The sequence below is a fragment of the Acinetobacter sp. YH12076 genome (genome assembly GCF_013419525.1).
Taxonomy (GTDB): Bacteria; Pseudomonadota; Gammaproteobacteria; order Pseudomonadales; family Moraxellaceae; genus Acinetobacter; species Acinetobacter amyesii.
This window is the reverse complement of the sequence record NZ_VOZY01000006.1, coordinates 1-22,197: the sequence shown is the minus strand read 5'-3', so window position 1 is coordinate 22,197 and position 22,197 is coordinate 1. Positions and strand designations below refer to the sequence as shown.

Genomic DNA, 22,197 nt, shown 5'->3' with positions numbered 1-22,197 from the left:
TGGATAGAATTAAGGACAGCACATGAAAAATTATAAAAAAGGATTGCTGGCGGTCATGGTCCTGGCGGCTATGTCATCTATGGCAGCGACAAGTAATATCATCAAAGTTACGACCTTTGAGGATGAAAATGGTGAAAATCTCAATCAATGTTCTTTACGTGAAGCGATTGAAACTGCACGTAAAAACAAATCTTTTGGTGGATGTAATGTCGGTAATCCAAATAATGGGCAGACCGATTATATTCAACTTGAAGCAGGTGAATATCTTCTGACTAAAGGTGAGTTAGTTCCGCTCAATCAGATCGTGATTGAGGGGAAAAGTCGCTTTAACTATGATTCAAAAAATTTACTGACGCAGAAATTTCCTGCCTATGAGGATATTAGAACGACGATTAATGCCCAAGGCAAATCGCGTATTTTTAATACTTCACGCTCAGAAGCCAACTTTATCGTCAATAATGTACGCCTTACTGGCGGGATGGCAGAAGACCGTGGTGGTGCCTTGTATTTAGGGGGAGCATTTACATTAAATAATGGTGCAATTGAAAACTCTCAAGCCAAAGTTGCTGGCGGTGCAATCTACTCCGTTGCGCATAATATGTCGAAAAAAACATTATTGGTGAGCAGTTTAGTTCAGGGCAACATCGCACCTAAAGGTAGTGTTGTCGCTATGGATTGTATCGGGAACTTGGGGGATACCCAGCCTGAAATTGTGTTCCAGCAAAGCAGTATTATTCAAAATGGTTCATCGACGAGCAATAGTGTGATGGACTTCTGTGGAAATGCCAAGGTTGAACTGACAGCAAATACGATTGCAAAAAACCAAGCAAATCCAAGTACGGGTAGTATTATCCGTGCCATTTCTCAGGGAACAGAACGTTTAAGTGCTTTTTCTAGCTTCGTTTTAACCAGTAATACAATAGTCGAGAACAATGCGGCTAGTACCTATTATTATGATAACAATGGTACAAAGGCTTGGTATTTCAATGTATTGGCCTACAATACTGGTGGAAAATCTTGTCGTTATCTGAATAATGCAGTACCTGATAATGGTCAAAAATTTGTGGCAAGTAATAATGCATTTGAACTGGCAGCCGCACAGTGTGATTTACCAGAAAGTGTGCTGAATAGTACGGAAAGCTTTCTGCAAAACCATGATGTAAGTAGTTATGCTATGGGGACTTTATTAAGCGCCCTACAAACAAAATCTGCTTATAATTTGTATTTACCTTTGTATTACCCGAAAGCAATCAGCAGTGGTTTTGACTTGATCAATCTGGGCTTAGACGGCTGTAGTGATGCGGATCAACGGGGCATTTTGCGGATCACAGATGGTACTTTACAGTTATCACCTACGCAAAGAAACACATGTGATATTGGTTCGGTTGAGTTAATGAATTTAACCGCAGCAGATATGGCAGATATTACTAATGAGTCTTTAACAGCTCTGCAAGATAAGTATCAAAATACAATTGATGCCTTGAAAAAGGATATCGACGATCCAGATTATGCAGAATACAAAGTTGCCAATCAGGATGATTTAACAAAGTACGAAGCGGTATTAAGTGCATTAAAAAATAACCTTAAATATCGTGCGGTTTATTTTGATCCATTCCCAGCATCATTACCTCAAGAAGAGTCTGTGAATGGAAGTGCTGAAACACGACAAATCGCCTTAAATGCTGACAACTACACTGTAACGACTTCACCAATCGGCATTGGCAGTGAAATTACGGTGTCTAGTATAGGCGAAGCAAGTATTGTGGGTAATCCACCACATGACCTACACTGTGATTGGGATGCTGGAATAAAACAAATCGTTATATATCGCACCAGTGGGGCAACAACAGCGCCTACCGAATACGGTTTTTGTAAATATACGCTAAAACAAAAGACAGGGAGTCAGGCGGAATCTTCTGGTGTAGTACGTGTGGCATTTAAAAATATGACCCCAGTGGCCAAAGCTGCGCAATATACGATTAGTCCGTCAAATAATTTGTCTGTTACCGTCAATAATTTATTAGAAAATGCCAATGATGATGGTGATGGTCCAGTTGCATCTATGCCAGCAGGTAAATCGGTATGGCATAAAAATGAAGAAGGCCAAATTATTCCCATTCGCTTTACGAAAATCCCAGCAGGTTTAAACTTTGAAGCTGAGTATAGTGGCAGTTGCCCAGCAAGTTATTTAAAGGAAACCTGCTACGGTGGCAAGATTACCTTCTCAGTAAAAAATGGCTTTAGTCAGTTTGACTATCCTGTTGAATATAGCGTTGTCGATAGTGATGGCATTGCATCAAGCAATGCAATTCTGACTCTTAAGAATACCGCGAAAAACACCAACTCCTCTTCTAGCGGCGGTGGCTCAATGGGAGTATTTGGACTGTTGGCATTGATTGGTTTAGGTGTGTATCGTCAGCGTCGGTTGAGCAAGTAATACAATAAAAAAGCCTCGATAAGAGGCTTTTTTATGGCTTAACTAATGGATTTGATTTTTCGCAACATGCTGCTGTTTTAGATTAGTGAGCGACAGCGATAGGCTGTAAATATTTGTTGATATATTCATCGCGAATAGCAGGTCTTTCATCAGGACTAGCTTTTTGCATACGTGTCGCGAGTTCTTTACGTTCTAAAGTACTCATTTTTTGCCATGTTTCGCGCATACGCTGCTTTTCACTATCTGGAAGTTGGGTGAACCAATCCATGCGCTGTTGCAAGCTGACACGTTGATCTGCAGGAATCTCTTTGAGAGCCTGATACTTTTTAATTAAAGCCTGTTGTTCTGCTTCAGATAGCGAATCCCAAGTTTCATTGACTTGAGTATCTGCATCTTTTGAAAATATCCAAAAGCGATCAAAGCCAGCAAAACTGGTTTGCAAAAAACTAAAAGCACAGAATGCAATTGCTAATTTTTTAGCTGCCATGTGGAACTTTGTCCTCACCCAGAACCATCAACATTTCAAGATCTTCCACCATTTGAGGGGAGAGCTTAGGGGTTGAAATCACCTGATTTTGTGGTTTGTCATCCAGTACAGTCGCATTCGGTAAAATGACAAAACCTGCAATTGCTGCTGCAAGTGCAAAGCCAGACATTTTCCAGAAACCATAACGTGAAGTTTCGCGCTGATGAATATCTTCAAGCACGTTATTCATGACAGTTGCTTTGTCTTTATGGTGCTGTGCGAGTCCATCAAGTTTGGAAGTTACTTGCTTTAAGAAATCATCTTGTTTCATTCGGATGATCCTCCCATATGTGGATTCAAATGTGCCAAAGCGGTACGTAAACCCTGAATGGCACGGTGGTAATGTGTTTTCACACTGCCTTCGGAACAATTCATAATTTCTGCAGTTGTATGCGTATCAAAGCCTTCCCAAGCTCGCAACATAAATGCTTGTTGCTGGCGGACTGGAAGTTCTGCGATAGCATCTTGTATTTCCTCTGCAGTGACAGCCTGATCCAGAAAGTCGAAAGGGTTTGGTGTAGATTCATCTACCACATCCTGTATCTCGACATCGTCGTCATCTAGGCTGACTTTTCTAAATAAGGAAAACGGCTGCGAACGACGTGCTTCTTTTCGACGCCAGTCTTGCAGCTTGTTATTTAAAATGGTGTAAAACAGGGGATACCATTCCTCTGTGGACTTTTCAGCATAAGCTTTATGTAAGGAAATAAAGGCTTCTTGCACCAAGTCCATGGCAATGCCATGTTGACCGTGCGTTGCACTTTCCATCATTACTAAAGCACGCCCCGTCACTTCATTCATGAAGTTTTTCAGGCGAGACTCAGCCGTGCTTTTTAAAACACTGCTGTCTTGCGTCTCGGACTTTTTGGGTGCTAAATCCATAGAGATGGAAAATCCTGTCATCGGATACCCACCATTATTTCCATATTCATATACAAATAACGATGGAAATAACGGTTAGGTTGACAAAAAGAATTATTATTTTTTCTAGTGTAGTCTATTTTTTTCAGGCTTAAGCGCTAAATACAATAAAATAACGATTTTACTGACGCTGACGTACCATTTCAAAAAAACAGATCGAGCCAGCAATGGCTACGTTTAGTGATTCTTGACCACCCGGTTGAGGAATCGCAACGGCTTCGGCATGTTGTAATGCATACTCAGAAACACCTTGACCTTCATTGCCTAAAATCCACACACATTGTTTGCGTAAATTTTTGCTATATAGGTTTTCAGACTGATGTGAGCTTGTTGCATACACTGGAATTTTGAATTTCGTCAAAATATCTTCAAGGGCAATATTTTCAAAGGTATTTAATGAAAAATGTGCGCCCATACCTGCGCGTAATACACGCGGTGACCAGAGCGATGCAGAGCCTTTGGTACAAACAACTTGCTCAATACCCGCCGCGGCAGCAGAACGGAGTAGGGTGCCTACATTACCGGGGTCTTGAATATTGTCTAAAATTAAGGTGTCTTCACTGAAGTGAAGCGCTTCACTTGAACTTGGTAAATCCACAATCGCTAAGCAAGCAATCGATGTTCCAAGTGTACTGATATCTTTGTATAAAGATTCACTTAGAATGAACACCGCACCTTGATATTGTTCCGCAATGCGGTCGAAATCGGCATGGTTAATCGCTTGTTCAGTGGTGAAAATTGATTTGATTGGACGTTTTGAGTCTAACCATGACAACACCAAGTGTGTGCCTTCCAAAACAGTTTGACCTTGTTTTTTACGGTAGGCATTTTGTTCGATTAAGCCACGGAGGTGCTTAATTTTCGGGTTGTCTTTTGATTCGAGATAAATCAGAGCCATGAGGGAGATATCCACGAAAGCCAGCAAAAATTCTGACTCTCGTTATAAGAAATTAATTATGGTATGAAGTAACTAGGTCAACTTCGTTTTTAGAACCAATAATCACAGGTACACGTTGATGAAGTTCTGTTGGTTGGATGTCTAGAATGCGGACACGGCCTGTTGTGGAAGCACCGCCAGCTTGTTCCATCAACATACTCATTGGGTTTGCTTCGTACATTAAACGTAGACGGCCTGCTTTTTTCGGATCTTTGAAGTCGTATGGATACATGAAGATACCGCTACGGCAAAGAATACGATGAATATCACCCACCATACATGCGACCCAACGCATATTGAAGTCTTTTTCACGCGGGCCAGTTTTACCTGCAAGAAGTTCGTCGATATAACGTTTTACAGGTTCTTCCCAGTGACGTTGGTTCGATGCATTAATTGCATATTCTTTAGTGTCTGCTGCAACCGCAATCGCATCTTTAGTTAATAAGAATTCTTTGCTTTCTGGATCAAAAGTAAAGAAGACTACGCCAGCACCGACAGTTAGAGCCATCATTGTTGATGGGCCATACAGTACATAACCTGCAGCCGCTTGGTTAACACCCGCTTGCATGAAATCTTCAGCTTGCGTTACCGCATTTTTTGCAGGAAGAATTGAGAAAATTGTGCCTACACACATATTGATATCGATGTTGCTTGAACCATCTAATGGGTCAAACAAGACAAGATAATCGCCATTTTCTTGAGCTGGAGTGAATTCATCTAATTCTTCAGAAGCCAAACCACCGACATGTGGATGAACTTTCAATGCATCGATGAGGTAATCATTTGAAATGACATCAAGTTTCTTTTGTTCTTCACCTTGAACGTTTTCGTGTTGCGCGCTACCCAATACACCAGCCAAAGCACCTTTTTGTAATAGAAGGTCAATGTCTTTGCATGTATTACCAATTGTTTCAATAACTTGTGCTAATGCAGGAGTAAGATTACCACTTTGTTGTTGTAGAAATTGGGAAAGGGTGAGATTTGACATAACCGGAAAACTCCAAATATTAATTTATCAAAAATGATAAAAATGTGATTGTGCAACATTTTAGATGAGAACGAAGGAAAAGAAAAATTAAACTAGACTATTTGTCGTGATTTTACCCTTGCAAGTCCTGAATAACATGCTATGTTGAACCTAATGTATAAATCGAAAGACAGGGAGCACAACAATGACCACACAAAAATTTGATGCGACTCCGACTGCAACTGAGGGATTGAATTTAGACGATATTTCTGCGGATACTGTTAAAGCTGCATGGAGCAGTTACGAAGCAAAAGCAGAGTATAAAAAGTTCAATAAACATGACCTCATTGAGTCGATGCAAACAGAAAAAGAAAATGCTGAACATCCAGAAGCAGAAGCGTAATGATTTGGATTGTTAAGCTAATTTTCTAGTTGGTAAAGCTAAGGATCTCGTTTTTAAAGTCGTTCACTTGCATTTTCATTGGATATTTTCTTAAAGTTCTAAAGTTGCTAACTGAATTTATCCTGAGTTAAAGGGCTAAAATTAGTAAAAGCACAGAACGATGCAAATGAAACGATATAAATAAAAAAAGCACTCATCAATGAGTGCTTTTTTTAGCTCAGACTTATTCAAGTCTTATTTAAGTAGTGGAGGAACAGCTTCGTAGTTAATTTCTACACGGCGGTTTTCTTTCCATGCATTTTCATCATGACCCGCATTGATTGGCATTTCTTTACCATAGCTGACTGCTTCAAGCTGGTTAGGGCTTACACCTGTTGTAATCAGGAAGCTTTCAACAGCTTTGGCACGACGCTCACCAAGCGCCATGTTGTATTCACGAGTACCACGTTCATCGGTGTGACCTGTTAAAGCCACGCGTGAGTTTGCATTAGCAACAAGGAACTGTGCATGAGCTTGAAGGGTTTGTAAATCTTCATTGCTAAGCTCGGTACTATCGTAGTCAAAGTGTACTACGCGCTTCGCTAAAAATGCTTTATTCGCTTCAGTTACACCTTTCGATGATGCACCGGCTAGGTTTTGTGCATTGAGTGCTGCATCTTCACTTAAACCAGAAGTGTTTACAGTGGTTGAGCTATTTGGGTTTTGTCCTGCTTGTACGTCTGCTGCAGGTTTACGGCTGGCACAACCAGTCATTACTAATGCTGTAGCTAAAACAGGTAATGCAATCAGTTTCATCGCTTTCATATTGATCTCCATGACGGTTATTTATGATGTTTCATTAAAAAGTTATTGTTGAATAAATCATGCAGTGTTTATTTCGGTGCCCAAGCTGGTTCACGAACTTCACCTTGTTCACTTGGTAAGTTCATGCGGAAACGACCATCTAAAGACATGATCGAGAGCAAACCACGGTTTGCTTCACGTGTTGCATACACCACCATTTGACCATTTGGAGAGAAGCTTGGGGATTCATCTAAACTTGTTGGTGTTAAAATATTGGTTACACCAGAACCAATGTCTTGAACCGCAACTTTATAGTTACTACCGCTAGGACGATGCACCAAAGCTAATTTTTTACCATCAGCACTTAACGTACCACGTGCATTGAAAGCGCCACGGAAAGTCAAACGTTTTACGCTTTCAGTACTTAAGTTGTAGGTATAAATTTGTGGAGAGCCACCACGGTCAGAGGTAAAAATAAATGATTTACCGTCAGGGGCATAACGCGCTTCTGTGTCGATGGCAGTATCATTGGTCATCCGTTTTAGCTGACGACTTTGTAAATCCATTTGGTAAATTTCAGGGTTGCCATGCATAGATGCAGTGAACAACATGCTTTTACCATCGGGCGAGAAGCTTGGAGCACCATTTAAACCACGGAAACTTGCAACTTTTTCACGGCTACCAGTTGCTAAGTCTTGAATGTAAATTGCAGGGCGTTTGGTTTCAAAAGAAACATAAGCTAGCTTTTTAGCATCAGGTGTCCAAGCAGGGGAAAGGATTGGATCACGTGAAGTCAAAATGGTGCGTGGCTGCTCCCCATCTGTGTCGGCAATTTGTAAGGTATAGCGTTGATCTGGAGTTGCTGCATTACGCAGAACATAAGCGATACGGCCGCTGAAGTCACCAGGAATGCCAGTTAAAGCTTGATAGATCGCATCACTGATCATATGCGCTGCTTGACGGTAACGTGAAGCAGGTACAGTGAGTAGTTCATTTAACAGGTATTGTTTTTTTTCAACATCATACAGTTGGTAGTGAATTTCATAAGAGCCATCTGCAGTTGTTTTTGATGTACCTGTCACAACATAGGGTACGCCCGCAGCTTTCCATGCTTCTGCATTAGGTGAATTTATTGTTGCAGTTGCAGGTAAGTTTTTAGAGGCACTGGTAAATTTACCTGAGCGGTTCAAGTCATTTTCAACCACAGGATAAATATTTGAGTCATTACTAAAAGGCACGATCGCAATTTTAGGTGCCTCTTCAGGCGCCTTGGTGATTTCAAGATGAAGCTGTGCATGTGTTTGAGTGATTAAAACTGGACTCAAAGCGGTCATAATTGCTAAGCAAAGAAGATGTTTACGCGTCATTTCCATCATTCGCTAACTACTCTAAAAATGTGAGTTATTGTCTGTATTAGGTTGTGTCACATAATGGCATGATTTTGGATTATTAAAAGCATGAAAATATGACTGAACTGTTATAACACTGTGAAAAATGCAGAGATTTTATTCGAGTTCACTGAAGTTTATCTTAAAATTGGTGCAGACAACATCACATTTTGAATTGGAAATGATAATTCTATATAGTTGAAATTTAATTTTTGAATCAAATGTTTAGAAGAAATAAGTAGCTCTTAATTAGGCTGAGCTAGTAAAACTTATATATATGTCATTTTATGAAAAGTGTCGACCAAATAGAATTTGTTTCATTCAAAAAATCAGTGAATGAACCCATCTAATCAATAAATTTTCCAAAGTTTGCCATATTCAGAAGAAATATAAAAAAATCCCCGCAATCAATGCAGGGATTTATCAAACTTAATTTGAAGATCTAAATGTAGAGGTAAAGCTTTGTGCTTCACGTCTAGCATCAGGGTCGCTTGGCATTGGGTACGGTGCTGCAGCACGAACCGCGGCTTCAATACTGGCTTTCATATCAGGGTCACTAGAGTTCACAATAACTGATCGGACTGAACCACTTTCTGATAATGTCACCCGAGCAGTTGCCGATTTACCCGCAGAGTCAGAAGGTGTGTCCCATGCACGACGGATTTTATTTTCAAAATCTTTCTTTGCAGTAGATGCAATCTTCTTCGCTTCAGCCTTTTTCTGTGCGGCTTCTTCAGCTGCTTTTTTAGCTGATGAAGCTTTGGCTTCTTCGGCTGCACGTTCGCGTGCTTCGGCATCGGCTTTAGCCTTTGCATCTGCCTTGGCTTTTGCATCGGCATCTGCTTTACGTTTTGCAGCTTCTGCATTGGCCTTGGCTTTCGCATCAGCATCTGCTTTACGTTTTGCAGCTTCCGCATTGGCCTTAGCTTTGGCATCAGCATTTGCTTTACGTTTTGCAGCTTCCGCATTGACTTTAGCTTTTGCATCGGCGTCTGCTTTACGTTTTGCAGCTTCTGCATTGGCCTTAGCTTTTGCATCAGCATCTGCTTTACGTTTTGCAGCTTCTGCATTGGCCTTGGCTTTCGCATCAGCATCTGCTTTACGTTTTGAAGCTTCCGCTTTGGCTTTAGCTTTCGCGTCTGCATCTGCTTTACGTTTTGCAGCATCCGCATTGGCCTTGGCTTTTGCATCTGCATTGGCTTTTGCCGTTGCTGCAGCTTTGGCTTTGTCAGCTTCTGCTTTTCTTAAAGCATCGGCACGGATTTTTTCAGCCTTGGCTTTGGCATCAGCATCTGCTTTACGTTTTGCTGCTTCAGCATTGGCTTTCGTCGTAGCATCTGCTTTACGTTTTGCTGCTTCAGCCGCTTTAGCTTGTTCTTGAGCACGCTTTGCATTGTCCGCAGCTTTTTGTTCAGCAAGCTGCTGTGCTTTTGCCGCAGCGAGTGCCTGTTGAGCAGCAACCTGTGGATCTGCCTTAGGTGGTTCTGCTGGTTTAGGTGGTGCAGCCGTTGGAATCTCGGGTGCTGGTTCAACGCTAGGTTCTGCTGTTTGCGTGATTTGTTCAGCTACATTTTCATGCGCGGTTTCATCAAACTCTGTGACTTCACGAGTTACAGGTTTCAAATCTTCCGGTTTTACCAAAACAGTGGTTATTTTTTTAGGGGGCTCAGGTGGTTTACTCATGCCAAGATAAAGTAAGCCAACCACAGCGACGATATGAACACCTAGTGTGAAACCAATCGCAACGGCTTTTTGTTTAAAAGGCGGCTTGTTGAAATCTTTCATAAATTATTTTAATGGCTCAGTCAGTAAACCTACTTGTGTTAAACCTGCATCTTGAAGGGCAGACATGAGTTTCATGACTTCACCATAAGGACGAGATTCACTGCCGTTAATCAGGACACTCATTTGCTTTTTCTGTTCGTTCGCTTCATTTTGTGAAGCAGTTAAAACAGATTTTAGTTCATCAAGTGTGAGTACATCATTCTGATGATTTTTATCTTCGAGTTTGATCGTTCCATCCGCCTCAAGTGTAACAATCGCAGGGCGATCTTCCGCTTGCATAGGCGTGCCATTTGCCTGTGGTAAATCGACTTTGACACCTGTGGTGATCATAGGTGCCGTGACCATGAAAATCACCAAAAGAACTAACATGACATCAATATAAGGTACGACGTTCATGTCACTTTTTAATGGTTTTTTGATGCGCTCAAAGCGTCCAGAACGTTGAATAGCCATTAGTCATTGTCCTGAGTTGAACCTACAGACTGGCGTTGTAATAACGCAACCATTTCTTCGGCAAAAAGCGCACGATCGTTATAAATGGCTTCACCTCTGGCTGTGAAATGGTTAAATGCAAGTACAGCAGGAATTGCCGCAAAAAGACCAATGGCCGTTGCAATCAATGCTTCTGCAATACCCGGAGCAACCGTAGCAAGGGTGACTTGGTCAACATCTGCCAAACCAATAAAAGCGTTCATAATGCCCCAAACGGTACCGAATAAACCAACATAGGGTGCAACCGATCCAATACTCGCAAGCGCGCCTAAACCATTTTCTAAATGTCCTTGGTCACGGCTTAAACCTACGCGAAGAATACGTTCTGTACCTTCAATGGATTGTTCTGCGCTGGCATTACGTTTTTTAAGTTTGAAAAACTCGCCTAAACCTTGATAGAAGACATCTTCAAGGCCAACACGTTTCGAGTTGAGCTGAGCATTGTTGTATAAAGTGTTGAGTTCGGCGCCAGACCAAAAGATTTTTTGGAAATGTTCATCATCGGCCTGCGCTTTTTTATAAGTCATGTGTAACTTGGCAATCAGATACCAACTGAATAACGAAGCTAAGAGCAGCAGGAGCATTACCAGTTGTACGACAGGACTTGCTTGTAAGATGAGGTCTGAAACTTTGAGTGTTGATTCTAGTTGAGTTGCCATAGTTACTACATGTGCCAAATAATTTTTTTAATCTTGTTCCAATTCTTTCAGAATCAGTTCACGTATTTCATCAGGAAGGCGACGGGGTTTCATCTCTGCACTGATACATGCCAATTCTACCTCACCTGATGCCAGCATAATATCACCACGATAAATATTTTGTTGCAACACAAATGACGTAGCCTTACACGAAACTACACTTGCTGTAACAGTAATCAGGTCATCCATTAATATAGGACGTGAATATTTCACATTAATTTTATGAACGACAAAGTTGTAATCTTTTTGATGCCAATAATGGTCTACACCTGAAGCGCGCAGCCATTCTGTGCGGGTACGTTCCATAAAGCGAATATGATTTGCGTGGTAAACAATGCCACCTGCATCTGTATCTTCAATATATACACGAATGTTGAATTCGAATTTATTCGCCATGAGAGTGTTCCGTCTTTATAAAATCTGAAAAATATTGTTCTGCACTTCAGCATAGAATTAGAGCATTTAAAAATGGCGATAATTCAATGATTCGTCAAGTGCTTCAATGACGGGCAGTTTAGCACCGTGAGTCATCAGTCCAATGGCACAAGGTTTCAACTCACGTAAATCTTTAACTTTCGTAGTTGTCATTATTGGTTAAAAAAGAGACTACTTTTAATTTGTTTGTTCATCTAATTTAAATTTTGCATCGACAAAATCCTGTAGATGAGCTGCTAAATATCCCGCAATATGAAAGTGAGTTTCTTCCATTTTCTTTTTCTGTTGCTTTGGGAGTAATGCCTTTAAAGATTCATACATATACGTTAAGCAGCAAAAGCCAAGGCCAATAACTAACATAAGTAAAAGTTTATTAGCTAGATCTATCCAGAAAAACACATAAACGAGTATGACTAAAGCAAAGAATGAGAGGCTGAAATAAAATGTATTAATTTTTGCTGGCTTAAAGTTTTCCTTGACCAAAGCTTGTACGTCGTCGTGATAGTACGTCCCAATAAAAATGAGGGCAGAAGTATAGTTGAAGCTCAGGTTTTTTATACGATATGCAGAAGGCGATTGTTTAATAGTTAAGATATTATCTTCACTTACTTCTATGGTTTCTTTGCTAAGAATGTTTTCACATTCGACAGTGATAAAATAATTGTATTCGGTGTGGAATAAGCTTTCAAAATCACTCATTTGTTTAGGGCTAAATGAACTGATGGGTTGTTCTCTGGGAATGTTTTCAATGGCACTGTCTAATGGAAGGTTTTGAATGTATTCGCTATTAATTTTGTTAATTATTCTATTCTCAAGATTTATCATTTTAGTTTGCTGTTTGTAGTGGATTGAATTTATTTAAAAATTTAAATAAACATTCAGGGAGAATTTAACTCCCTGAAGTCGTTCAGTGAATAATCGTCTATTTATCTTTCGGCTCTGGTGGTGTCATCCCAAACTGTAAATAAGCCATATTGGTGGCAATACGTCCACGTGCAGTACGCATGACATAACCTTGCTGAATGAGGTAAGGCTCGATCACATCTTCTAGCGTCCCTGAGTCTTCTGCCATAGCTGCAGCCAAAGCTTCAACACCTGCAGGGCCGCCGTCAAAACGTTCTAATAACATTGAAAGATAACGACGGTCTAAAGTGTCTAAACCATCTTTATCCACATTCAACATATCTAAAGCACGTTGCGCCATTTCTTGGGTCACTTCGCCTGTACCTTTGACTTGGGCATAATCTCGAACACGGCGTAATAAACGGTTGGCAATACGTGGCGTACCACGTGCACGACGTGCAACTTCCAGTGCGCCATCTTCAGTAATCGGTACATCCATTAAGTTGGCTGAACGAGTCACAATATGCGTTAAGTCTTTGACAGAATAAAACTCTAAACGTTGTACGATACCGAAACGGTCACGTAAAGGAGAGGTCAGTAGGCCTGCACGAGTCGTCGCTGCCACAAGGGTAAAAGGTGGTAAATCCAGTTTGATCGAACGGGCAGCAGGGCCTTCACCAATCATGATATCCAGTTGGTAATCCTCCATCGCTGGATAGAGAATTTCCTCGATGACAGGTGAAAGACGATGGATCTCATCAATAAATAAAACATCACCTTCTTCAAGGTTGGTCAGCATTGCAGCCAAATCGCCTGCACGCTCAAGGACGGGGCCTGATGTCGATTTTAAGTTGCCACCCATTTCACGGGCAATAATATTGGCTAGTGTGGTTTTACCTAAACCCGGAGGGCCAAAAATTAAGGTGTGATCCAGCGCTTCTTCACGGCCACGTGCAGCACCAATAAAGATTTCCATTTGTTCACGGACGACAGGCTGCCCGATGTAGTCATCAAGGGAAGTTGGGCGAATGGCACGGTCGAAGTGGTCTTCGGGTTTTTCTGAACCACTGATAAGACGGTCTTGCATATAATTAAATCAATCTCTGGCTGAACTTTCGAGGCACAGCCTCAAGTTGTGATTTGTGTTTAGGTGCCATTGTGTAGGCATTGCTTTACTTTTGAAAGATCAAAAGTAACAAAAATCTTGTGTTGGATTGAGGATATATCCTTATATCCCAATCCAACATGGCGACATCCATGTCGCCTTCGTGTATCCAATTTAGGTGTATTGGTATGTCTATTTGAATTATTTATTCATCGACTTAAGTGCTGCACGGATAATATCGCTGGCTTCAGTAAAGTCACCTTTGGCAGCATTCACTAATTTTTGTGCTTCAATTGGTTTGTAACCTAATGATTGCAATGCCGCTTCAGCTTCAGCCACAGCAGAGTTGCCTGTAAATTGAATTTGTTCAACAGTTGAATTGCTTGGTGCAGTCCCTGAAGCCATGGCTTTAAAGCGATCACGTAACTCAATCATGAGGCGTTCAGCGGTCTTTTTGCCTACACCCGGAACTTTGACTAAAGTGTTTACATCTTCATGTTCAACCGTGTGAATCAGCATTTCAACACTTAATGTTGATAAAATGCCCAGTGCCATTTTAGGGCCTACGCCGTTGACTTTTAATAGTGTGCGAAAAAGCAGTTTTTCTTGAGCATTGCTAAATCCATACAGCAGTTGTGCATCTTCACGAACAGCCAGATGTGTCCATAGGGTAATTTTTTGACCTTTTTGTAGTTGGCAAAATGTAGAAAGTGGGGTGTCAATCTCGTAGCCCACACCATTTACATTGAGTAATACTGTTGGTGCTTCCAATGCCAGCACTTCACCAATTAAACATCCGATCATGTCATTTATTCACTATATTTAAGTTCAGACTATATTTAAGTTCACTGTGGGCATTCCCCACATGTTCAAGTTTGTTGTGAGATTAGCGTGAAGGATAGTGAATTGCTAGCCTTCGATATTTTTAATGGTTTAAAAGAAACCAACTTTATTCCCTTGTAACTCTTGCGCTAAATTATAGGCTTGATGGTCTGAAAACTTAGAGATGATATCGAGTACTTGCATAATATTGTCATAATGCGACATACCAAAATGTGCTCCTGAACGATGTAAGATAGACATCAATCGTTGCTCTTTAAAGCTCAAAGTTTTATTGGGCGTGGTCAGTGGAATAAAGGCATCCAAAATATTTTGCAAACTTTGGTGTGCAATAATTTCCAAACCTGCCTTATGCGGATGTTCAAAGATTTTATCACGAGCCAGTTCTTTGGCACGGTTAATCCCGATTTCAATATCTTCACTGCAATATTGCAATAAACTGCCTTTAAGTTGGCCAGACAAAATTTCATTATGATGACGTGCAAAAGCTGTAGTTACTTCTTCAACCAAACGCTTCATCACACGGCCACGCAAAGCGGCAATTTTCTGCTGCCATGTGGTATCCGTCATTGCAAGTTCGGCAGGAATACCATAATCACCAATCAGGTCAAGGAAAATTGGCTCAACTTCATTATAACTCAACATATTGAGAATAATGCCATCTTCCAAATCAATCAGGGCATAACAAATATCATCTGCGGCTTCAAGCAAATAGGTCAACGGATGACGACAGTAGTGATATTCGCCCAGTTGAATTAAACCCAATTGTTCTGCAATTTGCTGCAAGATTTCTTTTTCTGCTTGATAACAACCAAACTTTGCTCGTTGGCTTGCAGGTTTATTGCCTTGCGATGCAATGGTTTTTGAAAGCCACGGGTATTTTAAATATGCACCTAAAGTTGCATAGGTTAAACGCATACCACCATCATTCGGGTGATAGTCAATTTTAGTCAGTAAACGTAAGCCTTGTGCATTACCTTCAAACTGACGCACATCGGCTTCTTCTTCAGGGCTTAAGTCCTGTAAAAAGTTGGTATGCGATGCGTCATCAAACCATTCTCGAATGGCATATTCGCCTGCATGGCCAAAAGGTGGATTACCAATATCGTGTGCCAAGCACGCAGCTTGAATAATTGCACCGACATCGGCAGGTGAAATCCACATCGGGAGTTCATCTTTAATTTTTTCAGCCGCCAGCATCCCCAATGAACGTCCAATACAAGACACTTCTAAAGAGTGAGTCAGGCGAGTATGAATACCATCGTGTTGGGTGAGGGGATGGACTTGGGTCTTGCGGTTTAATTGTCGAAAGCTTTGCGAAAAAATAATGCGGTCGTAGTCTTTGTGGAAGGGGCTACGTGCCTGTTCAGAACTGTGTTTATTGCTACCAATACGAACTGTAGAAAGAAGTTCAAGCCAACGCATTTGAGTCATTTATCATTATTCAATTATTACTTGAATTGAATAATGCCAAACTTAGCAGAAAAGCACTAGTGTGGGACGACACAACTTGTCTTAAAAGATGTATGAGTGATTTGCCTTAATGAAATGCAAAACAAAACAGAAATTTAAAAATGGGCTGTTAGTATAGATGGGCAAATTTTACCTTTTATCCCATTTTTTAATTTTTAATGAGAATAATTTAAATGTATAGAAAACAATTTCTTCCTACGTTGACTGCACTAAGTTTGGGCGTGACATTTTTTTTGTCAGGTTGTACAAGTTTCAACACAGAAAAAAATATAACGAAAGTGCAGCCAAACCAAAATGTTGCTGCATCAGAAAATAGCATGATGCATCATTTACAAACATTTGAAGAAATTGCGGAACAAAATGGTGGCAATCGTGCAGTAGGTACAGCAGGTGGATTGGCTTCTGCACAATATATTCTTGAACAAGCCAAGAAAGCAGGCTTGCACGCGCAAATGTTGCCATTTGAAAATCGAGAAAAGACCGTTGGGCAAAATATTGTGATTGAGATTGAAGGACAATACAAAGATACCGCTGTGATAGTCGGCGCACACTATGATTCGGTGAAAATGGGGCCTGGGATTAATGATAATGCTTCAGGCGTTGCAGTATTGTTAGCATTATTACAAGACTATGCGAAGCAAAAGGTAAAACCTAAACACACACTATATCTTGCCTTTTGGGATTCGGAAGAGGTTGGTATTGCAGGTTCACAAGCTTTTGTGAAATCACTCAGTGAGAAACAGCTTCAAGGCATTCAAGCCTATATCAATGTTGATATGGTGGGAACAAAGAATCCGAATATCATGATTGCCGATGGTGACCATTCATCAATTGGAGAAATGGCGGCACAGTTTAAAGCCAATGGACTTGCACAAAGTGATTATCAGCCAATTTTAGACAGCATGAGTCAATTACCTAAGCACCCGCAGGATGCTGCATTAGAACAAAGTATGCGTCAATATTTTAAAACCAATAATATGCAGATTAAAGATGATGTAACGACTTTAACAGCAAGCGATACTTTGCCATTTTTAGGGAAAGTTCCCGTTACTTCACTAATTTTATTTAATGAGCAAATGAAAGGTGATGAACTCGAATTTGCACCGTGCTACCACAAGGCTTGCGATACGATTGATGGTGTAGATGTAAACTCACTGAACTTAGCCCTTAATGTTATTCAACATCTATTGTCAGATTTGAATAAATAAAATGTTTCAATTTCAAATGTGAATTGATTTTAGTCTTTATGAATTTCAGGTTTAAATCTCACAAATTTAGACCTGAAATTCATTTTCAAATATGGTTTGAACGCTTGATTAAAAAGTGAGTTGTTGTTGAAAAATAAAACATTTTTATAGTTTGAATATTATTCTTAGGATGAAATGAAAAAATCAGATAATTTTGTGTTAATCTGTGCGACTAAATTCAATTTTATTATTTAAAAATAAAAGCATTATTGCCTAAAGTTGCCGATATAAGCACTACAATTTCACTTTCACATCTAGCTGATTTAACTAATACACAGTAGAATATGCGCTCTCTCAAGTCACATTGTGGCATGGTCTTTTCGATCATCCCGTGGAGCCAAAATCAGCATGTTTATCGTTGCCGGTGCACCTGCACATTCTTCATTTAAGAAAACTCAACTATTATCACGTTTAACGTCAATTAGTTCTGTTCAATCAATTGAAAGTCAATGGGTTTACCTTTTTGACCAAGCGCTCAACGAGCAACAACAGCAATCCGCTTTACAGCTTCTCAACGATGGTCAATCTTTTGAATTGCACCAAGCAGCAAGTGACGAAGTCCAAATTTTAGTGACGCCACGTGTTGGAACCATCTCTCCGTGGTCGTCTAAGGCAACAGACATTTTTGCCAATTGTAATACACCGGTTCATCGCCTTGAACGCGGTGTTTTGTTTACTTTGAAGGGTGTAAATGCTGTTTCTGATGAAGTAAAACTAGCATTACATGATCGCATGACTGAAAGCGTTTTCAATGCTATTGAAGATGCTGCGGCACTTTTCTCTGAAACTGAACCAAAGCCTTTAAATTCAATTGATATTTTGGGTCAAGGTAAAGAAGCGTTGGTGAAAGCTAACTCTGAATTTGGTTTTGCGCTTTCTGATGAAGAAATCGATTATTTAACCGATGCATTCACAAAAATGGGTCGCAACCCGCATGACATCGAATTGATGATGTTTGCTCAAGCGAACTCAGAGCATTGCCGTCACAAAATCTTCGGTTCTGAATGGACAATTGATGGTGAAGTTCAACCATTGTCATTGTTCCAAATGATTAAAAACACCTATAAAGAGTCACCTACAGATGTATTGTCGGCATATAAAGACAACGCTTCTGTAATTGTTGGTTTTGACACACAACGCTTCTATCCAAAGCAAGATGCTGAAACAGGTCACCATGTTTATAAGTATAAGAGCCAAGCTGCTCACATTCTTATGAAAGTGGAAACCCATAACCATCCGACAGCGATTGCACCATTTGCTGGTGCAGCAACAGGTTCGGGCGGTGAAATCCGTGACGAAGGCGCAACAGGTCGTGGTGGTAAGCCAAAAGCAGGTTTAACAGGTTTTACCGTATCTAACTTGAATATTCCAGGCTTTGAACAGCCTTGGGAAGAAAACTACGGCAAACCATCTCGTATGGCATCTCCACTTCAAATTATGATTGAAGGCCCATTGGGCGGTGCAGCCTTTAACAACGAATTTGGTCGTCCTGCTTTAAATGGTTACTTCCGTACATTTGAACAAAATGTCAATGGCGATGTAAAAGGCTTCCATAAGCCAATTATGATTGCCGGTGGTTACGGTAACATCCGTCCTGATCATGTAGAAAAAGATGCGATTCAACCAGGCGATTTACTCATCGTACTGGGTGGTCCTGCAATGCTCATCGGCTTAGGTGGCGGTGCAGCGTCTTCTGTAGACAGCGGTAAGTTGGGTGAAAACCTAGACTTCGCATCTGTACAGCGTGAAAACCCAGAAATGGAACGCCGTTGCCAAGAAGTGATTGATGCGTGCTGGCGCATGGAAGATCATAACCCAATCGTGTCTGTACATGACGTAGGCGCGGGCGGTATCTCAAATGCAATGCCTGAACTTGTGAACGATCACGAGTTAGGGGCGGTACTTGATCTGCGTAAAATTCCATCGCTTGAAAAAGGCATGTCTCCGATGGAGATCTGGTCGAATGAAGCGCAAGAACGTTATGTTTTGGCGATCCGTCCATCATCTTTAGAACTCTTTGAATCACTGTGTGCACGTGAGCGTTGTCCGTTTGCGGTATTGGGTGAAGCGACTGAAGCGCGCCATTTAACCGTTGAAGATCCATTGTTTGAAAACAAAGCTGTGGATATGCCAATGCAAGTGATGCTTGGTGGTACACCACGCATGAGCCGTTCATACGAAACTATTGAACGTAAAGGCGATGACTTCACTGCTGAAACAGTAACAGATTTGAAAGATGCGATTTACCGCGTTCTTAAGAATCCAACTGTTGCATCTAAATCGTTCCTCATCACCATTGGTGACCGTTCGATTACAGGTATGGTTGCACGTGATCAGTTCGTCGGTAAGTGGCAAGTGCCTGTAGCGGATGCTGCAGTAACAACGACTAGCCTTGTTGGTTATACAGGTGAAGCGATGGCAATGGGTGAGCGTCCACCAGTTGCGTTGTTGAATCCTGCTGCTTCTGCACGTTTATCTGTAGCAGAATCAATTTCAAACATCATGTCTGCAAAAATCGACCAGATCAGTGACATTAAATTGTCTGCAAACTGGATGGCTGCTGCAGGTCAACAAGGTGAAGACCAAGCGCTATTCGAAGGCGTTAAAGCCATCGGTATGGAAATGTGTCCTGCACTAGGTATCGCAATTCCTGTTGGTAAAGACTCATTGTCTATGCGTACCACTTGGAATGACGAAGGCATCGATAAATCTGTCACTTCACCAATGTCAGGCGTGATCACAGCATTTGCACCTGTGACGGATGTTCGCAAAACATTGACACCTGAACTTAAAAATATCGAGTCTGTACTTGTACGTATCGATCTTTCTAAAGGTCAGTTCCGTCTAGGCGGTTCGATCCTTGCTCAGGTTTATAAAGCAATTGGTTCTGTAACACCTGACGTAGACAGCTTCGATGACTTCAAAGCATTCTTTGCGTTGGTTCAAGATTGGAACAACCGTGGTCTAATCAAGGCTTACCATGACATCGGTGATGGCGGTCTATTGGCAACTGTTGCAGAAATGATGTTCGCTTCACGCCTAGGTGTAGCACTTGAAGATCAATCTGTTGAATCATTATTTGCAGAAGAAATTGGTGCAGTATTGCAAATTTCGAAAGCAGATTGGGCAACACTTGAAGCTGAAGTTGCAGCATCTAGCTTAAAAGATGCGATTGCAGTGGTTGGTACAGTGAACAGTACAGATCAATTGTCTGTAAATGGTCTTGTATTTGAGCGTGCAGACTTGCAACAAGCATGGACTGAAGTGTCTTATCAAATCCAACGTTTACGTGACAACGTAGAAACTGCGGATCAAGAATATGCGTTAATCGCTGACAAATCACATGCAGGTTTAATTGCAAAACCAACATTTGATTTGAACGAGCCTATCGAAGCACCGTACATCAATGAACGCCGTCCAAACATGGTGATTCTGCGTGAACAAGGTGTAAACGGTCATGTAGAAATGGCTGCTGCATTCGATAAAGTCGGCTTCAACACTGTAGACGTACACATGAGCGACTTGCTTGCTGGCCGTATCAGTCTTGATGACTTTGAAGGCTTAGTGGCATGTGGCGGTTTCTCTTACGGTGACGTATTGGGCGCAGGCGGCGGTTGGGCTAAATCTGTATTGTTCAATCCTAAACTTCGGGACCAATTTGAGAAATTCTTTAACCGTGACGAAACATTCTCCCTAGGTATTTGTAACGGCTGTCAAATGCTGTCTCAGCTTGCACCATTAATTCCAGGTGCAGAAGCTTGGCCTCGTTTCCACCGCAATACTTCAGAGATGTTTGAAGCTCGTGCTGTAAACGTACGCGTTGAAAAATCTAACTCTGTATTGTTAGAAGGTATGGAAGGTTCGATTCTTCCAATCGCAGTTGCGCATGGTGAAGGCCGTGTTGTGACTTCGGCAGAAAACTTGGCTTCTTTAAATGCAAATGACCAAGTGATTTTGCGTTATGTTGATAGCCAAGGCAACCCAACGCAGCATTATCCAATGAACCCGAACGGTTCACCAGAAGCGATTTCAGGTGTAACGTCTAAAGACGGTCGTGCAACAATTATGATGCCGCACCCTGAACGTAACTTCCGCGCGATTCAGCATTCTTGGAAACCAGAAGATTGGGATCAAGACGGTGCTTGGTTACGTATGTTCCGTAATGCACGTAAATTTATTGGTTAATCTTAGATAGATGAATCATAGAAAAGAGCCGCCTTCGGGTGGCTTTTTTTATGGTTAAATTTACCAAAAGATATATTAATTATTGTGAATGCTTGTTTTTACACATATAATCGCTTTCGATTTTTAACCACCTGCGGGTGGTTTTTTGTTGGTTTTAAATTTTTATTTCTCCCAGTGAACTTGGTTTAGATTTTGCTTTTATATTTGTGGAAACATGCTAGTGTGTAATTTATGCACAATAACTAAGCAAGATAAAAGACAGCAAGATAAAAGAAAGATGGATAACTAAACGAGTTCAGTATCAACACTCATGATGAGGTGATGACATGATTAAAACAGCAGAATATTCGGCAGTGGATAAATCTGCGCTGCGTAAAAAGGGCTGGAAGCTTTTTGGTGCAGTGGTGTGTTTGCAGTTGGTGTTTTTAGTTTTGGGTTATGCGTTGCAGATGTAATATTTGAAATATAGAAACCGCCGTGAGGCGGTTTTTTATAAACCATCATCTCTGGGAGATAGCCAGTCTTTATATTTTACTTTTAAGTCCTGTTTAAGAATTTCATCTTGAATAATAGACTTCTTTCATAATTCATTTTTTGCTCAGCTTTAAATTATAGATTCCCGCAATTAAATTGAATCTTAAGCCCAGTCTTTTTCCTCGATTACGATATCGCTCGGCAAGGATTTTGAAAGTTTTTAAACTACCAAATACATGCTCAACCCCAATTCTTCTT

21 protein-coding genes and 1 pseudogene are annotated in these 22,197 nt (G+C 40.9%); 5 read left to right on the top strand and 17 right to left on the bottom strand.

The features are described from left to right. Positions 1-22: 22 nt before the first annotated feature. On the top strand, positions 23-2,437 hold the full coding sequence (locus FTU22_RS07075) for a CSLREA domain-containing protein (protein ID WP_180093679.1): 2,415 nt from the start codon (positions 23-25) through the stop codon (positions 2,435-2,437). 82 nt (positions 2,438-2,519) lie between these two features. Here FTU22_RS07075 and FTU22_RS07070 read toward each other — a convergent pair whose 3' ends face one another. The 5 genes from FTU22_RS07070 to FTU22_RS07050 form a co-directional block, all read right to left on the bottom strand. Then, positions 2,520-2,924 (bottom strand): DUF3106 domain-containing protein, encoded by a 405-nt coding sequence (locus FTU22_RS07070; RefSeq protein ID WP_078192044.1) that lies wholly within the window; start codon positions 2,922-2,924, stop codon positions 2,520-2,522. After that, entirely contained in the window at positions 2,914-3,234 is a 321-nt protein-coding gene (locus FTU22_RS07065; protein ID WP_078190377.1) for a hypothetical protein, read from the bottom strand. Before FTU22_RS07065 ends, FTU22_RS07070 begins: the two co-directional genes overlap by 11 nt. Further along, positions 3,231-3,845: an RNA polymerase sigma factor gene (locus FTU22_RS07060; RefSeq protein WP_111883945.1), complete on the bottom strand. Its 615-nt coding sequence runs from the start codon at positions 3,843-3,845 to the stop codon at positions 3,231-3,233. The genes FTU22_RS07065 and FTU22_RS07060 overlap by 4 nt, the downstream gene beginning before the upstream one ends. 160 nt (positions 3,846-4,005) lie before the next feature. Beyond that, entirely contained in the window at positions 4,006-4,782 is a 777-nt protein-coding gene (locus FTU22_RS07055; protein WP_180093677.1) for an RNA methyltransferase, read from the bottom strand. Between the two features lie 52 nt (positions 4,783-4,834). After that, positions 4,835-5,809 carry a class 1 fructose-bisphosphatase gene (locus FTU22_RS07050; RefSeq protein WP_078192041.1) on the bottom strand — a complete coding sequence of 325 codons (975 nt, stop codon included), beginning with the start codon at positions 5,807-5,809 and terminating at the stop codon, positions 4,835-4,837. Positions 5,810-5,993: 184 nt separating this feature from the next. On the opposite strand from FTU22_RS07050, the gene FTU22_RS07045 reads away from it, so the two are divergent. Beyond that, positions 5,994-6,191, top strand: a complete 198-nt coding sequence (locus FTU22_RS07045; RefSeq protein WP_078190373.1) for an NF038105 family protein — start codon at positions 5,994-5,996, stop codon at positions 6,189-6,191. 234 nt (positions 6,192-6,425) lie between these two features. On the opposite strand, the gene pal is transcribed toward FTU22_RS07045, so the two are convergent. The 11 genes from pal to FTU22_RS06995 form a co-directional block, all read right to left on the bottom strand. Further along, on the bottom strand, positions 6,426-6,995 hold the full coding sequence (gene pal / locus FTU22_RS07040) for a peptidoglycan-associated lipoprotein Pal (RefSeq protein WP_180034379.1): 570 nt from the start codon (positions 6,993-6,995) through the stop codon (positions 6,426-6,428). 68 nt (positions 6,996-7,063) lie between these two features. After that, on the bottom strand, positions 7,064-8,347 hold the full coding sequence (gene tolB, locus FTU22_RS07035) for a Tol-Pal system beta propeller repeat protein TolB (protein ID WP_180093857.1): 1,284 nt from the start codon (positions 8,345-8,347) through the stop codon (positions 7,064-7,066). Positions 8,348-8,791: 444 nt separating this feature from the next. After that, entirely contained in the window at positions 8,792-10,147 is a 1,356-nt protein-coding gene (gene tolA / locus FTU22_RS07030) for a cell envelope integrity protein TolA (RefSeq protein WP_180093675.1), read from the bottom strand. A gap of 3 nt (positions 10,148-10,150) precedes the next feature. After that, positions 10,151-10,600 (bottom strand): protein TolR, encoded by a 450-nt coding sequence (tolR, locus tag FTU22_RS07025; RefSeq protein WP_078190369.1) that lies wholly within the window; start codon positions 10,598-10,600, stop codon positions 10,151-10,153. Then, positions 10,600-11,298 (bottom strand): protein TolQ, encoded by a 699-nt coding sequence (tolQ, locus tag FTU22_RS07020; RefSeq protein ID WP_180093673.1) that lies wholly within the window; start codon positions 11,296-11,298, stop codon positions 10,600-10,602. Before tolQ ends, tolR begins: the two co-directional genes overlap by 1 nt. Before the next feature lie 27 nt (positions 11,299-11,325). Continuing rightward, positions 11,326-11,733: a tol-pal system-associated acyl-CoA thioesterase gene (gene ybgC, locus FTU22_RS07015; RefSeq protein ID WP_078190367.1), complete on the bottom strand. Its 408-nt coding sequence runs from the start codon at positions 11,731-11,733 to the stop codon at positions 11,326-11,328. Positions 11,734-11,799: 66 nt separating this feature from the next. Further along, complete coding sequence (locus FTU22_RS16300) at positions 11,800-11,925, bottom strand: hypothetical protein (RefSeq protein WP_257223222.1); 126 nt, start codon at positions 11,923-11,925, stop codon at positions 11,800-11,802. A 24-nt stretch (positions 11,926-11,949) separates the two neighbouring features. After that, the gene (locus FTU22_RS07010) at positions 11,950-12,597 is read right to left on the bottom strand and encodes a hypothetical protein (RefSeq protein ID WP_168378059.1); all 648 of its coding nucleotides are present in this window, start codon (positions 12,595-12,597) and stop codon (positions 11,950-11,952) included. Between the two features lie 97 nt (positions 12,598-12,694). Next, positions 12,695-13,702: a Holliday junction branch migration DNA helicase RuvB gene (gene ruvB, locus FTU22_RS07005; RefSeq protein ID WP_180093671.1), complete on the bottom strand. Its 1,008-nt coding sequence runs from the start codon at positions 13,700-13,702 to the stop codon at positions 12,695-12,697. Between the two features lie 219 nt (positions 13,703-13,921). Continuing rightward, positions 13,922-14,524, bottom strand: coding sequence for a Holliday junction branch migration protein RuvA (gene ruvA, locus FTU22_RS07000; protein WP_180093669.1), 603 nt, complete (start codon positions 14,522-14,524; stop codon positions 13,922-13,924). Between the two features lie 129 nt (positions 14,525-14,653). After that, on the bottom strand, positions 14,654-15,994 hold the full coding sequence (locus FTU22_RS06995) for a deoxyguanosinetriphosphate triphosphohydrolase (protein WP_180093667.1): 1,341 nt from the start codon (positions 15,992-15,994) through the stop codon (positions 14,654-14,656). A gap of 212 nt (positions 15,995-16,206) precedes the next feature. Here FTU22_RS06995 and FTU22_RS06990 point away from each other — a divergent pair, with 212 nt between their 5' ends. From FTU22_RS06990 to FTU22_RS16295, 3 genes are all read left to right on the top strand, one after another. Further along, positions 16,207-17,241, top strand: coding sequence for a M20/M25/M40 family metallo-hydrolase (locus tag FTU22_RS06990; protein WP_373886208.1), 1,035 nt, complete (start codon positions 16,207-16,209; stop codon positions 17,239-17,241). Between the two features lie 387 nt (positions 17,242-17,628). Beyond that, entirely contained in the window at positions 17,629-21,465 is a 3,837-nt protein-coding gene (gene purL / locus FTU22_RS06985) for a phosphoribosylformylglycinamidine synthase (protein ID WP_180093664.1), read from the top strand. Between the two features lie 326 nt (positions 21,466-21,791). Beyond that, on the top strand, positions 21,792-21,920 hold the full coding sequence (locus FTU22_RS16295; RefSeq protein WP_257223017.1) for a KGW motif small protein: 129 nt from the start codon (positions 21,792-21,794) through the stop codon (positions 21,918-21,920). A gap of 132 nt (positions 21,921-22,052) precedes the next feature. Here FTU22_RS16295 and FTU22_RS06980 read toward each other — a convergent pair. Then, positions 22,053-22,197, bottom strand: a pseudogene (locus FTU22_RS06980) (IS5/IS1182 family transposase); the annotation flags it as partial.